A 13,823-nucleotide genomic window follows, 5' to 3' on the forward strand; every position below is an offset into this window, starting at 1 on the left:
GGGGCTTCCGCTCCCCCAGGTGATCGGGAGGGCCGCACCGGCGGGATCCGTCTGCCGCTCGGACTCCGAGGCAGCGCACGCCCTTCTGCAGGGGGGATCGGCGGAAGCCGCACTGCGGAGCCCGTCCGCGGAAACGGGAACACGGGCACGCGCCACCGCGGGTGCCCTGTTGCGGCCCGGAGGAACGGCCGGACGGCCGGTACGCCGGAGCGTCAGGAGGCCTGCCGCTCCTGACGCTCGTGGCTGATCTCCACGGCTCCTGAGTCCCCGAAGGTCAGCCGGCACGTGTCGGCGCGGTACGTGGCCACGGAGACGGCCGCAGTCCCGGAGGCGGCGAAGTAGCGTGTCGTGACCACCAGCACCGGTGCGCCCGGGAGGCGGTCGAGCTCCTTCGCGTCGTCCGCGCGAGCCGACCCGAGCTCGACGGAGCGGTCCTGGCCGTCCAGGCCGAGGCGGTGCAGCTCGCGCAGGACACCCCGTGCCCGGGCCGGGCCGGACGGGGCGTCGATCGCCGAGAGGTCGGGCACGGACGACACGGGGACGTAGAGCAGCTCGGCCGCTACGGCCTGGCCGCGGCTGACGCGTATGCGGCGCACCACGTACACGGCTTCGTCGACATCGATGTCGAGCACGGATGCGACAGCGGCCGGGGCGGGCGCGGTGACGCAGGCGACGGGCTGCCACGCCTCGTCCGTCCCCCCGTCCGCCCAGTCGTGCTGCGCCGCGGCGACGGCCACGCCGACGCGCGGCGGGGCGACCGTGGTGCCCACCCCGCGGCGCCGCTGCAGCCTGCCTTCGAGCTCGAGCTGCTCCAGTGCCTGGCGGAGCGTTGCCCTGGCGACACCGAAACGCGCCGCCAGCTCCCGTTCGTTGGGCAGAACCTCTCCCACCGCGAAGTCCGAGTCGAGCGCCTCACTGAGCACGGTCTTGAGGTGCCAGTACTTCGGCTCCTGCACCGATTCCAGCTGCGTGGTCCCCACCCTGTCCTCCGCAATCGCCGAGCGGCTTTTCCGCGACGTTATTTATTAAAGGTTCTTGTCTTAACGCTCCGACCTTAGAACCGCGCACCCCCTTGGTCAAGACCAATCGTCTCGCGGTAACGGAGCGGAAGGGCGCCATGGCGTAGAGCGTTCACGCGACGTTCGCGCAGCCGCGGTCCAGGACAGCGAGAAGCCCCACGTCCGCGCGGGTCCGTGGGGCGAGTTGCACAGCGGATGACGCTTCGGGGCGTTCGGACCGGCTTCCTTCCGAACACCTCCTCGTGCGCCCAAGGGGTGTCCCGCAATTCCTGGTGGATCAGCGTGCGACGTGCGGGACAGCCCTCAGGCCACCCGGTCACCGCCGGCCGAGCAGTCCAGCCAGTTTGTCCGGATTGCGCATGACGTAGGCGTGCTGGATGCGTCCCTCCCTCACCTCCACCTGGAGGACGGTGTCCGGCTTCCCGTCGACGAGGGTCAGCAGAGCGGGACCGCCGTTGAGCTCGACGATCGAGAATTCCATACCCGCGGGCCTGGCCTGGGCCACGGCGTGGAGGAAGCGGCCGACCTTGTCGGCGGTCTCGATGATCCGGCGAGGCGCCTTCGCCTTGCCCCCGCTGTCGCTGACCAACCGCACATCGGGAGCCAGCAGGGCGAGAAGCGCGCCGAGGTCCCCGCCGGACGAAGCGGCCAGGAACCGTTCGGTGAGGTCGCGGCGCACGGCAGGGTCGACGTCGAACCGCGGTCTGCGCTCCTCCACGTGCCGCTTGGCCCGTCCCGAGAGCTGCCGTACCGCCGCCTCGGACCGGTCGAGGGTGGCGGCGATCTCCGCGTACGGGAAGCCGAAGGCCTCACGCAGCACGAAGACCGCCCGCTCCAGGGGAGAGAGGGATTCGAGGACGACCAGCACCGCGAGTGAGACGGAATCGGCGAGGAGTGCCTGTTCCGACGTGTCGGAGGCGGCGGGCCCGAACTCGGTGATCACGGGTTCGGGCAGCCAGGGGCCTACGTAGGTCTCTCGCCTGGACTGCAGATGGCGGATCCGGTCGATGGCCAGCCGGGTCGTGATCCGCACCAGGAACGCCCGGGGCTCACGCACGGCGTCACGGTCCGCTGAGGACCACCGCAGCCACGCCTCCTGCACCACGTCCTCGGCGTCGACGACGCGCCCGAGCATGCGATAGGCGACCCCGGTGAGGAGAGGCCGGTGCTCCTCGAAGAGATCCGTCACGGTGTCGGCAGTCACTTCCCCATCCCAGCCGACACACCGAGCGGTGTCCAGCGGAAATCGGCCATCCCCGGCGCCCTCACCCGGGCAGCCGGGACCGGCTGCTCCCGCGTCGGCAGGCCCGCGCGCCCGGCGAGTCGTCCGGCAGGCGCGTCCCGTACGCCTGCCCGGCTGAGCCGGCCGTCCTCCGCACCATGCCCCACCTGCGGTTCCCCGGCGCCAACGCCCCTGCCGGGTACGTACGGAGGGCACCGACGCCCCCCCTGGACTCACGCGTAACCCATCGGTCACAGTGCGTTCGTGGTCAGGCAACACCGGTCGGCCACAGTGGTGGCATGACTGATGTGACATCCGGGAAGAGTGCCCGCCGCCCGCACCACTGGCGGCGGGACCTGATCGAACTCGCCGCTCTCTTCACGGCGGTGGCGGTGGCCGACGCGATCGCCAACCTGATCGGGCACCAGCCGGGGGGCCCGTATCTGCTCATCGTCTCGGCCGTGGCCCTGGCCGCCACGGCCGCGTTCCACACGTGGTGGGCGCGGCGGCACAGTCACGCCCCGCCCCCGGCCACCGACGGGCACCCGGCGTCGCCCTCCGCCGGCACCGACAACGACACCGCGGAGACGGGCGAGACGGTGCTGTGGCGGATGCGGACCACGGTGCAGGACGCTCCCGGAACCCTGGCCGCGCTCTGCACCGCGCTCGCCCGCCACCGGATCGACATCCTCACCTTGCAGACCCACCCTCTCGCCCGGGGCACGGTGGACGAATTCCTGCTGCGCGCCCCGGCGGCGCTGCCGGCCCGGCATCTCGTCCGGGAGGTCTCCGCGGCAGGCGGCTCGTCCACCTGGATCGAGCGGGCGGACGCGCACGATCTGGTCGACACGCCCACCCGGGTCCTGGGCCTGGCCACCCGCACGGCCCTGGACGCGGCGGAACTGCCGCTCGCGCTGCGGCAGCTCCTCGGCCGGTGCACCATCCACTCGCTGCCCGCCCTGTCGGCCACCGGGCGCCCCACGGGGGAGAGCGCGCCCGTGGAGGGCGTGCTGGAGGAGACCGTGATGCGGCTGCGTGACCCGTCGGGCGGGGCGATCACCGTGGAGCGCCCGTACCTGCCCTTCACGCCGACCGAGTTCGCCCGCGCGCGTGCCCTGGTGGAGCTGGACGCCCGGCTGGGCCCGCGGGTACCGCGCAGCGAGGACGTCCTCACCCTTCCCGAGGGCGACGAGATCACCGTGCGCCGCGCGGACCGGAGCGACCTCGCCGCGGCCCGCGCGATGCACGACCGCTGCTCCGAGCACACCCTCGGTCTGCGCTACCACGGCCCGGTCGCAGACGCCGACCGTTACCTCGACCACCTGCTGAGCCCTCGTTTCGGCCGCACGCTGGCCGTGCAGACGGCTTCCGGCCGGCTGGTGGGGCTCGGCCATCTGCTCTGGGACGGTGACGAGACGGAGGTCGCCCTCCTCGTCGAGGACGCCTGGCAGCGCCGCGGGATCGGTTCCGAACTCCTCGCCCGGCTGGTGGCGCTGGCCGTCGAGGCCGGCTGCGAGAGCGTCTACGCCGTCACCCAGGCCCACAACACGGGCATGGTCGCGGCCATGCGCGCGCTCTCGCTGCCCCTCGACTACCAGATCGAGGAGGGCACCCTCGTGATCACCGCCCGGCTGACCGCGCCGGCTCCGTCTCCGGCACGTCCGTCCTCCCCGCACGAGTGGCCGGAGCAGCCGCCTCGGATCCGTCACTGAGCGCCTGACAGAGGTCGGCCCAGAGGTCCTCCACGTCCTCGAGCCCGACCGACATGCGCAGCAGCCGGTCGCCGACGCCCGCGGACTGCCGGTCTCCCTCGTCCACGATGCGGTGGCTGATGGAGGCCGGGTGCTGGATCAGGGTGTCCACGCTGCCGAGGCTCACGGCCGGAGTGATGAGCCGTACCCCCGCGATCACCCGGTGCGGATCGCCGTACACCTCGAACGACACCATGGCCCCGCCCAGCGCCGGGTAGTGCACCCGGGCGACGCGGGGGTCGGCGGAGAGCCTGCGGGCGAGTTCTGCGGCGCCCGCGGAGGCGGCGCGGACACGCACCGGCAGCGTGGACAGACCGCGCAGCAGCAGATAGCCGGCCAGCGGGTGCAGCACACCACCCGTGGCGAACCGGACCTGTCGCAGCGTCGCCGCGAACTCCTCGTCGCAGGCGACGACGCCGCCCATCACGTCCCCGTGGCCACCCAGGTACTTGGTGGCGCTGTGCAGCACGATCCGGGCTCCGTGCTCGACCGGCCGCTGCAGTACGGGAGTGGCGAAGGTGTTGTCGACGAGCAGCGGCACGGAACCGCAGGAATGGGCCACCGCCCGGATGTCGATCTCGGCGAGCGTCGGGTTGGCGGGGGTCTCGATCATGACCAGACCCGTGTCCGGGCGGATCGCGTCGGTGATACCCGCCGGATCGGTCCAGGTGACCTCGGTACCGAGCAGCCCCGCGCCCAGCAGGTGGTCGCTGCAGCCGTAGAGCGGGCGCACCGCGACGACGTGGCGCAGGCCCACGCTCGCGCGGGCCAGCAGCACGGCGGTCAGCGCCGCCATTCCGCTGGCGAACGCCACGGCGCTCTCGGCCCCCTCCAACCGGGCCAGCGCGGTCTCGAACCGGGCCGTCGTCGGGTTGTCCAGACGGGCGTAGACCGGCGGCCCGTCGGGCTGCGCCCCGGTGGCGGCGAAGGCGTCGATGCGCTCGGCCTCGCCCCGGGAGTCGTAGGAGGGGTAGGTGGTGGACAGATCGATGGGCGCGGCGTGCAGGCCGAGGGAGGCGAGATCGTCGCGTCCGGCGTGCACGGCTTCGGTGGCGAGCGCCCTGGACCGGAAGGTGGCCGGGGATGTCAGCGCGGAGGGTTCGGTGTCCATGGCGCCAATCTGAACAGAGGACGGCCACAGGGGGCGAAGTCCCGTGCTACGTTCGCCCGATGTCCGAATCCGTCGCTCTCGACCCGGTCGACCTCCACATTCTGCGACTCCTGCAGAACGATGCCCGGACGACGTACCGGGAACTGGCCGCCGAGGTCGGGGTGGCCCCGTCGACCTGCCTGGACCGGGTGGCCCGGCTTCGCCGCGCCGGGGTGATCCTCGGCCATCGACTGCGGCTGGACCCGGCGCGGCTCGGCCGGGGTCTGGAGGCGCTGCTCCTGGTGCAGGTCCGCCCGCACCGGCGTGAGCTCATCGGTCCGTTCGTCGAACGGATCCGGGCGCTCCCGGAGTCCCGCGCCCTGTTCCACCTGACGGGTCCCGACGACTACCTGGTCCATGTCGCCGTCGCCGGTACCGCGGATCTCCAGCGGCTGGTGCTGGACGAGTTCACCGCACGCCGGGAGGTGGCGCGGGTGGAGACCAGACTGATCTTCCAGCAGTGGGAGTGCGGCCCGCTGCTGCCGCCCGTGCGGGACGCGCGGACGGCGGCCGGTCCACCGCCACAACCGGATGCCCCGGGACCGTAGGCCGCTCCCCCACCGCCACGGGCATCTCCTCGGCGCCACCGGAAGAACGTCCGCAGGGGCCCTTCTGACAGGAACTTCGTGCGCGGACACCGGTGCGGCGTGCAGGTCCTTCCGGGCGGACGTCCTATCCACGTGACGCGAAGCCCTTCGCCGTACGAGGATGACCTCATGTCAGACACACCCGGCAGCGCGCTGCCCCGCCAGGTCGCCGACGCCTACGTCGACGCATTCATCGAACTCGACCCGATCACCGGTACCTATCTCGGGGTCGCGGAAAGCTCCCCCCGGCTACCCGACTTCTCGCCTGCGGGCCAGGAGGCCATGGCCGGGCTCATCCGCAGCACCCTGGCGGAGCTCGACGCGGCGGAGCGGGTCCCCGGCGCGGACACCGAGGCCGAGCGGCGCTGCGCCCGGCTGCTGCGCGAGCGGCTGACGGCCGAACTCGCCGTCCACGAGGCGGACGAGGGCCTGCGGGCCGTCTCCAACATCCAGTCACCCGCGCACAGCATCCGCGAGGTGTTCACCGCGACGCCGACCGCCACCGAGGAGGACTGGGCGGCCGTGGTGGAACGCCTGCGGGCGGTCCCCGGCGCGCTCGAGGGGTACCGCTCCTCACTGGCGCTCGGTCTGGAGCGCAAGCTGTACGCGGGTCCGCGTCCCACCGCCACCTTCATCGGTCAGCTGGGCGCCTGGGCCGGGGAGGACGGCCCGGGGTTCTTCCAGGACTTCGTGTCCGGAGGACCGGACTCGCTGCGGACGGAGCTGGACGAGGCCGCCGGGCAGGCCGCCGAGGGGCTCGTCGCGCTGCGCGACTGGATGCGCGAGGTGTACGCCCCCGCGATCGAGGGCGCCCCCGAGATTGTGGGCCGTGAGCGCTACGCCCGCTGGTCGCGCTACTTCAACGGCACGGATCTGGACCTGGACGAGGCGTACGCGTACGGCTGGTCCGAATATCACCGCCTGCTGGCCGAGATGAGGACCGAGGCCGACAGGATCCTGCCGGGCGCGGGCCCGTGGGAGGCGCTCGCGCATCTGGATGTGCACGGCAAGCACATCGAGGGTGTGGAGGAGGTCAGGGTCTGGCTGCAGAACCTCATGGACGAGGCGATCGAGGCCCTGGACGGTACCCACTTCGAACTCGCCGAGCGCGTACGTACGGTGGAGTCCCGGATCGCTCCGCCCGGAGGAGCGGCCGCGCCCTACTACTCCGGCCCGTCCGAGGACTTCTCCCGCCCGGGACGCACCTGGCTGCCCACCATGGGACAGACGCGCTTCCCGGTGTACGACCTGGTGTCCACCTGGTACCACGAGGGAGTGCCGGGCCACCATCTGCAGATCGCGCAGTGGACGCACGTCGCCGACAGCCTCTCGCGCTACCAGGCGTCCGTCGGTCTGGTCAGTGCGAACGCCGAGGGCTGGGCGCTGTACGCGGAGCGGCTGATGGACGAACTGGGCTTCCTGCCGGACGCGGAGCGCCGGCTCGGCTACCTGGACGCGCAGATGATGCGGTCCTGCCGGGTGATCGTGGACATCGGCATGCACCTGGAACTGGAGATCCCCGCGGACTCGCCGTTCCACCCGGGTGAGCGGTGGACACCGGACCTGGCGCAGGAGTTCTTCGGCAACCACAGCGGCCGTCCGGCCGACTTCGTGGAGAGCGAGCTGACCCGCTATCTGTCGATGCCGGGGCAGGCCATCGGTTACAAGCTGGGCGAGCGTGCCTGGCTGCTGGGACGCGAGAACGCCCGCAAGGCGCACGGCGACGCGTTCGATCTCAAGGCCTGGCACATGGCGGCCCTCTCGCAGGGTTCGCTGGGGCTGGACGACCTGGTGGACGAACTGTCCCAGCTCTGATCGCGGCGGTCGCGGGCCGGACCGGGGTGCGCACTCCGGTCCGGCCCGCGACCCGTCGCCCGCCCTTCCCTCCCTCCCGTCTCTCCCCCCCCCGGCTTCTCCCTGTCCGCGGGGCGGCTCGAGGAATGAGTCATCGATGGTGCCGCCCGCTTTCCTGTTCTGCCGTGACCCGTTGCGCCCGGGCCGTCCGGACCCGGCGTTCGCCCGGGAGGCGGCCGCGGTGCGCGGGACCGGCGCGCGGATCGTGCTGATCGATCACGACGCGCTGCTCTCCGGTGACCCGGAGGAGGCGCTGGGCCGGGCCGTACGGCCGGACTCGGGGGCCTACTGGTACCGGGGCTGGATGGTTCCGGCCGGCCGTTACGAGGAAATGGAGCAGGCGCTCGCCGCACGTGGCTGCACCCTCCTCACGTGCGCCTCCGCCTACCGCGCCGCCCACGAACTCCCGGGCTGGTACGACACGTTCGCGGAACTGACCCCCCGCAGCGTCTGGCGCGCCCTGCCCGAGGGCGCCACCCTGCCGGAACCGGCGGTCTGGTCCCGGCTCGCCGCGCGGCTGGGCTCCGGGCCCGGCGTGGTGAAGGACTTCGTGAAGTCCCGCAAGCACGAGTGGGAGGAGGCGTGCTTCGTGCCGGAGCTGTCGGACACGGACCGGCTCACCTCCGTCGTCGGCCGCTTCGTCGACCTGCAAGGCGCGTACCTGACCGGTGGAGTGGTGCTGCGGGCCTACGAACCGTTCCTGGCCGGCGGTGAGGCACGCGCGTGGTGGGTGGACGGCTCGCCGGTCCTGGTCACGGCCCACCCGGACACGCCCGGCCAGGTGCCGGCACCGGCCCTCGACGCGGTCGGCGAGGCGGTGCGCCGTCTCGGCTGCCGCTGGGTGACGACGGACCTGGCGTTGCGGAAGGACGGGGTGTGGCGGGTGGTGGAGGTCGGGGACGGACAGGTCAGCGGGCTGCCCGCCGGCGAGGACGGCGAGGACCTGTTCGCCGCCCTCCTCGGCGCCTGAGCCGGGCACCCCGCGGCACCGGAGCGAGGTGCCGTGCCTGCCGGTGTCCGGCGGCTCGGTGTCCGGCCGTTCCGTGTCCGGCTGTTCGCTGTCCGGCAGGGCTCGGCGCACGGCGTCCTCGGCGCGGTGACCTCCGGCGGCGGGCTCGGTCCTCGGCCCGCCGGCGATCAGCCGCCGGGCGCGCCGGACACCTGGTGGCGCACCGTCGACCCGTGCCGCTCCTTCACCACCTCGAGCTGGGCGGGGATCCGGCGGCGCAGGTCGGCCACATGGCTGACGATGCCGACGCTCCGGTCCCGTTCGCGCAAGGAGTCCAGGACGTCGAGCACCTCGTCCAGCGTCTGGTCGTCGAGGCTGCCGAATCCCTCGTCGATGAAGAGCGTGTCCAGCCGTACGCCGCCCGCCTCGTCGGTCACGACGTCGGCGAGGCCGAGAGCCAGGGCGAGTGAGGCGAAGAAGGTCTCGCCGCCTGACAGGGTGGCGGTGTCGCGCTCCCGGCCCGTCCACGCGTCCACGACGTGCAGGCCCAGACCGGCCCTGCGGCCACCGCTGCGCGCGTCGGAGTGGACCAGGGTGTAGCGGCCGGACGACATCCGGCGGAGGCGGGCCGTCGCCGCGGCGGCGACCTGTTCGAGGCGGGCCGCGAGGACGTACGACTCCAGCCGCATCCTGCGTTCGTTGTCGGCGGAGGTGCCCGCGGTGAGCCCCGCGAGACGGGCCACCCGTTCGTGCTCCCGGCGCAGCGGCCCCAGAGCGCGCACCTCCTGCGCCACGCGCGCCGAGAGCCGGTCGAGCTCGCCGCAGCGCTCCTCGGCGGCGGCGAGCCCGGCGGCGCTGTCGCGCAGCAGCCGTGCCGACGCGTCGTACTCCTTCCCGGCGGCGGCCGGGTCGGCGGGCGGCCGCCCGGCGGCCGCCCGTGCGTCCTCCTCGGCGAGCCGGTCGGCGACGCCTGCGGACTCCGCCTGCCAGGCGTCGACGCGGTGCTGCAGCTCCCGCTGGGCGGTCTCGCTCAGGACCTTCGCCGCGGCGGCCTGCGGGGTGTCGAATCCGGCGCGGAAGGCGGCGTCGGCGAGGCGCCCGTCCGCTTCCTTGCGTTGTTCGGCGGCCCGTTGTTCGGCGCGTAGTGCCTCGGTGGCCCCGGCGAGCAGCGCGACCTGCCGTTCGAGCACGGCCGCGTGCGCGGCGACGGAGTCCGAAGCGCCGCGGGCGTGCAGGAGTTCGGCCTCCAGGACCGAACGTTCCCGGTCGAGCACTTCGCGCCGTGAGGTTCGGGCCGCGGCACGCCGCTCGGCCCGCTGCCGGTCGTCCAGCCGTCCGAGGTGCTCACGCTCGGCAGCGGCCAGGGCCTCCCTGGCCGCGTGCGTGCCTGCGGCCAGGCGGTGTGCCTCCTCGTGTTCCCGGGTCAGTACGGCGACGGCCGCCTCGAGGACCGTCACGGAGGCGTCCGCGCCCGCCGCGTGGGGTGCGATCGCCTCGTCGGCGGGGCGCGTCCCGTCCGCGGCGTCCGCCCGTTCCGTCCCCACTTCCGCCCGAGCTGCGGCCAGGCGTTCCCGGAGCAGTTCCAGGTCGCGCTCCGCCTCCGCGCGGGCCCGGTCGGCGCGCCGGTGGTCCGCGAGAGCGGCTTCCTCCGTCGCCCGGTCCACGTGGCCGTCGCCCGGGCGGGCGGGCTCCGGGTGCTCGGCCGAGCCGCACACTCCGCAGGGCTCGCCGTCGACCAGGTGTGCGGCCAGCTCGGCCGCGATGCCCCGCAACCGCTGCTCGCGGAGCCCCAGCCAGGTCTCGTGCGCCGTCACCGCACGTTCACGGGCCGCCGTCAGGGCTTCCAGGGCCGGCGTCTCCCGCTCCGCGAGGGCGTCGCGCCGGCGTGCCGCGTCCAGTCTCCGGCGCGCCGGTGCCAGCAGGCCCGCCAGCCGTTCGGCCCGGGTGGCGGCCTCCTGGGCGGTCTGGACGCGTGCGGTCAGCTCCTGGCGGGTGGCTTCCCACCCGGCCGTCCAGTCGGCCGCTTCCTGGATCAGCTCGTCGTCGGCCCGGGACTGCCTGTCGAGGTCGGCCAGTTCGGCGTCGATCTCGCTGCTGCGCCGCTCGGCACGGCGGGCGGCGTCGAGGGCGCCCAGTTCCGCCCTGAGGCGGCGCTCGGTGCCGGCCAGTTGCTCGGCTCCCGCGTCGGCCAGTTCCGGGGGCAGTGCGGCACGGGACCGCTCCCGGGCCTCCTCGGCGATCCCGTGGGCCCGCTCGGCCTCGTCGCGGAGTTCGAGCGCCGGGGCGACCCGGTCCGCCCTGCGGGCGTGTGCCAGCTGTTCAGCACAGCGGTCGTGCTCCGCCCGGCGCTCCTCCAGTGCCGCGGAGCGGCGACGGGTCTCCTCGTACCGCTGCTGGAGACGGGCGAGTTCGCGCTCCGCCTCGAGCGCGAGGCGTGCGGTGGTGTTCCGGCTCTCCGCGCGGGACACGACGGACCGGGCGATGTCGAGCCGTTCACGCGCGCCGGTGCGTGCGATCGCGGCCCACTCCAGTACGCCTTCGGCGAGCCCGGGCTCGCCCGGTCCGGTCCCGGGCAGTGCCGTGTCGCCCGCCGCGGGCCCGGCCGCCTGGGCGATGCGCTGGGCGAGGGCAAGGATCTGCTCGTCGCCGGACCGGACCCGGGCCTCGGCGGCGCGGCGGAGCTCGGCCAGCCGCTCCTCCACGGCTGCGAACCTGCGGGTGTCGAAGAGTCTGCCGAGCAGCTTGCCACGGGCCTCCGCGTCCGCCCGCAGGAAGCGGGCGAAGTCGCCCTGCGGCAGCAGCACGACCTGGCAGAACTGGTCTCGGCTCATCCCGACGAGGCCGCCGATCTCCTCGCCGATCTCCTGGTGGGAACGGCTCAGCGCCTGCCAGCCCTTCTCGGGGTCGTACTCTCGCAGTCCGCTCTGCGCCTTCTCCGTCGTGAAGCCGCCGCCCCTCCTCTTGGGACGGAGCTGGGCGGGTGACCTGGTGACCTCCAGCCGGCGCCCTCCGACGGTCAGCTCCAGCCGGACCTCGGTGGGGAGGTCGACCGGGGCGTGGTCGCTGCGCAGGGAGGTGCCGGGGCTCTGCCGGGCGCCTGGCACGGCCCCGTAGAGCCCGTAGCAGACGGCGTCGAGCACCGATGTCTTGCCCGCACCCGTCGGGCCGTGCAGCAGGAAGAGGCCGGCCGACGCCAGGGCGTCGAAGTCGACCTCCTGGGTGGCGCCGAAAGGGCCGAAGGCCGTGAGGGTGAGCTTGTGGAGTCTCAACGCGCCACCTCGTTCACACCGTCGTGCACCCGTACGTCGTCGAGGACCCCCCGCAGCACCGCGCGTTCCGGCTCGCTGGGGCCGTCGCCGCCGCGCACATGGGCCACGAAGTCCTCCGTGATCTGCTGGTCGTCGCGTCCCTTGAGCCGTTGCGCGTACGAGGCGAGCGGGTCCCCGGCGGACCGCTCCGGTTCGAGGACGAGGCTGAGCGTGTGCGGGTAGCGCTCCAGGAGGCGGGCCATCGGCTCGTCCGGCCGCGTGGGGTCGGTGAGGGTGGCCTCCACCCACGACTCCTGGTGCCGTTCGAGTGCGGGATCGTCGAGCAGCGTGGACAGGCGCCCGCGCAGGCGCGCGAGCGGGCGCGGGACGGGGCAGTCGACGCGTTCGGCGGTGATCTCCCCGCCGGCCCCGATGTCGGTCAGCCACATCGTCTTGCGGTGGGTGTGTTCGGAGAAGGAGTACGGGAGCGGGGAGCCCGAGTAGCGGATCCGCTCCGTCACGGTCTGGCAGCCGTGCAGGTGCCCGAGCGCGACGTAGTCGACGCCGTCGAAGACACCTGCGGGGACGGCGGCGACTCCGCCGACGGTGATGTCGCGTTCGCTGTCACTCGGTTCGCCGCCCGCGACGAACGCGTGAGCGAGGACCACGGAGCGGGTGGTGTCCGGGCGGGCCGCGAGATCGGCGCGTACCTGGTCCATGGCGGCCGCGAGGACCGCTTCGTGTCCCGTCCTCGTGGCGCCCAGCGTGTCGCGGACCAGGGCGGGTTCCAGGTAGGGGAGGCCGTAGAACGCCACGTCGCCGTGCGCGTCGGGCAGCACGACGGGGGTGGCGCACGCGCCGGGGTCGGTGCGCAGGTGGATGCCCGCCCCGGCGATCAGCCCGGCACCCACGCCGAGCCTGCGGGCCGAGTCGTGGTTGCCGGAGATCATGATCGTCGGCACGCCGGCGGCGGCCAGCCGGTGGAGCACGTCGTCGAAGAGCTGAACGGCCGGGAGGGGGGGTACCGCCCGGTCGTAGATGTCGCCCGACACCACGACCACGTCGGCCTCACGGTCCCGTGCCGTCCGCACGAGGTGGTCGAGGAAGACGGCCTGGGCGTCGAGCATCGGGACGCGGTGGAACGACCGCCCCAGGTGCCAGTCCGAGGTGTGCAGGATCCTCATGCCGTCACTCCGAACCCGCTCCGACCCTCATGTGCCGTCTCCTCCGCCCCCTGGGCCGCTCCGGCCCGCCGTCCGGCCCGCGCGGATCTCCGCCGCGGACCCGGGCCACGCTAACGCCGTGCGGTCCCTTCCCTGTCATCCGGGTCGGACGTCCCCGTACGCCTCGCCACCCAGTTCGAGCGTGGCGGAGCCGGCCGTGACGTCGGCGAGCCAGGCCCGGAATCCCTCGATGTCGGCGTCGGGCAGCCCGACACCGATGGTCACCGCCTCCGCGTACCGCACGTCGTGCACGCTCCGGCCGGTGGCGCGGAGGTCGTTCTCCAGCTTGCCCGCCCGCTGGTGGTCGACGGTGACGGTGGCGAGCCGGTAGCGCCGCCGGGTGACCGTGCCCAGCGCGTCCAGCGCCTCCCCCACCGCCCCGCCGTAGGCCCGGATCAGCCCGCCGGCGCCGAGCTTCACACCGCCGTAGTAGCGGGTGACGACGGCGACGACGTAGCGCGTCTCGCGGCGCATGAGCATCTGGAGCATGGGTACGCCCGCGGTACCGCCGGGCTCCCCGTCGTCTGCGGCCTTCTGCACGGAGGCGTCGGCGCCGATCACGTACGCGAAGCAGTTGTGCGTCGCGGTGGGATGCTCCTTGCGGACGCGTGCGACGAACGCCTGCGCCTCCTCCTCCGTGGCGGCGGGGGCGAGCGCACAGAGGAAGCGCGACCGGTTCACCTCGGTCTCGTGGACGCCCGCGCGGGCGACGGTCCGGTACTGCTCCTGCATCAGGCCACCCTATGCGCCCGTTCGCCGGCGCCGTTAACCCTCCCGCGGGGGGCCGATCCGACAAGCCGTTCACCCGTTCGTGGGGAAT

10 protein-coding genes are annotated in these 13,823 nt (G+C 73.5%); 4 read left to right on the forward strand and 6 right to left on the reverse strand.

The window, feature by feature from the left end; all coding sequences use genetic code 11:
* Nucleotides 1-212 precede the first annotated feature (212 nt).
* Together BA175_RS27245 and BA175_RS27250 are read right to left on the reverse strand one after the other, a co-directional pair.
* Complete coding sequence (locus BA175_RS27245) at nt 213-980, reverse strand: GntR family transcriptional regulator (protein WP_069174172.1); 768 nt, start codon at nt 978-980, stop codon at nt 213-215.
* Nucleotides 981-1,335: 355 nt separating this feature from the next.
* Entirely contained in the window at nt 1,336-2,223 is an 888-nt protein-coding gene (locus BA175_RS27250; RefSeq protein WP_069174173.1) for an RNA polymerase sigma-70 factor, read from the reverse strand.
* A 326-nt stretch (nt 2,224-2,549) separates the two neighbouring features.
* On the opposite strand from BA175_RS27250, the gene BA175_RS27255 reads away from it, so the two are divergent.
* A complete protein-coding gene (locus tag BA175_RS27255; RefSeq protein WP_069174174.1) occupies nt 2,550-3,953 on the forward strand; it encodes a GNAT family N-acetyltransferase in 1,404 nt (467 codons plus the stop codon).
* On the opposite strand, the gene BA175_RS27260 is transcribed toward BA175_RS27255, so the two are convergent.
* The gene (locus BA175_RS27260) at nt 3,862-5,103 is read right to left on the reverse strand and encodes a trans-sulfuration enzyme family protein (protein WP_069174175.1); all 1,242 of its coding nucleotides are present in this window, start codon (nt 5,101-5,103) and stop codon (nt 3,862-3,864) included. The two genes, BA175_RS27255 and BA175_RS27260, sit on opposite strands and share 92 nt — an antisense overlap.
* 59 nt (nt 5,104-5,162) lie before the next feature.
* Here BA175_RS27260 and BA175_RS27265 point away from each other — a divergent pair, with 59 nt between their 5' ends.
* From BA175_RS27265 to BA175_RS27275, 3 genes are all read left to right on the forward strand, one after another.
* On the forward strand, nt 5,163-5,690 hold the full coding sequence (locus BA175_RS27265) for an Lrp/AsnC family transcriptional regulator (protein ID WP_069174176.1): 528 nt from the start codon (nt 5,163-5,165) through the stop codon (nt 5,688-5,690).
* Nucleotides 5,691-5,858: 168 nt separating this feature from the next.
* Nucleotides 5,859-7,544 (forward strand): DUF885 domain-containing protein, encoded by a 1,686-nt coding sequence (locus BA175_RS27270; RefSeq protein WP_069174177.1) that lies wholly within the window; start codon nt 5,859-5,861, stop codon nt 7,542-7,544.
* A gap of 136 nt (nt 7,545-7,680) precedes the next feature.
* Complete coding sequence (locus tag BA175_RS27275; RefSeq protein WP_069174178.1) at nt 7,681-8,553, forward strand: ATP-grasp domain-containing protein; 873 nt, start codon at nt 7,681-7,683, stop codon at nt 8,551-8,553.
* 167 nt (nt 8,554-8,720) lie between these two features.
* Here the strand turns inward: BA175_RS27275 and BA175_RS27280 are convergent, their stop codons facing one another.
* The 3 genes from BA175_RS27280 to BA175_RS27290 form a co-directional block, all read right to left on the reverse strand.
* Entirely contained in the window at nt 8,721-11,801 is a 3,081-nt protein-coding gene (locus BA175_RS27280; protein WP_069174179.1) for an AAA family ATPase, read from the reverse strand.
* Nucleotides 11,798-12,964: an exonuclease SbcCD subunit D gene (locus tag BA175_RS27285; protein WP_069174180.1), complete on the reverse strand. Its 1,167-nt coding sequence runs from the start codon at nt 12,962-12,964 to the stop codon at nt 11,798-11,800. Before BA175_RS27285 ends, BA175_RS27280 begins: the two co-directional genes overlap by 4 nt.
* Before the next feature lie 135 nt (nt 12,965-13,099).
* Nucleotides 13,100-13,735 carry a YigZ family protein gene (locus tag BA175_RS27290; RefSeq protein WP_069174181.1) on the reverse strand — a complete coding sequence of 212 codons (636 nt, stop codon included), beginning with the start codon at nt 13,733-13,735 and terminating at the stop codon, nt 13,100-13,102.
* Nucleotides 13,736-13,823: the final 88 nt, after the last annotated feature.

It is taken from the genome of Streptomyces griseus, from assembly GCF_001715295.1.
Classification (GTDB): Bacteria; Actinomycetota; Actinomycetes; order Streptomycetales; family Streptomycetaceae; genus Streptomyces; species Streptomyces griseus_G.

What these genes read in the sequence shown, in the direction of transcription:
- BA175_RS27260 (WP_069174175.1), bottom strand. Translation starts at nt 5,103, where the DNA reads ATGGACACCGAACCCTCCGCGCTGACATCCCCGGCCACCTTCCGGTCC.
- BA175_RS27265 (WP_069174176.1), top strand. Translation starts at nt 5,163, where the DNA reads ATGTCCGAATCCGTCGCTCTCGACCCGGTCGACCTCCACATTCTGCGA.
- BA175_RS27270 (WP_069174177.1), top strand. Translation starts at nt 5,859, where the DNA reads ATGTCAGACACACCCGGCAGCGCGCTGCCCCGCCAGGTCGCCGACGCC.
- BA175_RS27275 (WP_069174178.1), top strand. Translation starts at nt 7,681, where the DNA reads ATGGTGCCGCCCGCTTTCCTGTTCTGCCGTGACCCGTTGCGCCCGGGC.
- BA175_RS27285 (WP_069174180.1), bottom strand. Translation starts at nt 12,964, where the DNA reads ATGAGGATCCTGCACACCTCGGACTGGCACCTGGGGCGGTCGTTCCAC.
- BA175_RS27290 (WP_069174181.1), bottom strand. Translation starts at nt 13,735, where the DNA reads ATGCAGGAGCAGTACCGGACCGTCGCCCGCGCGGGCGTCCACGAGACC.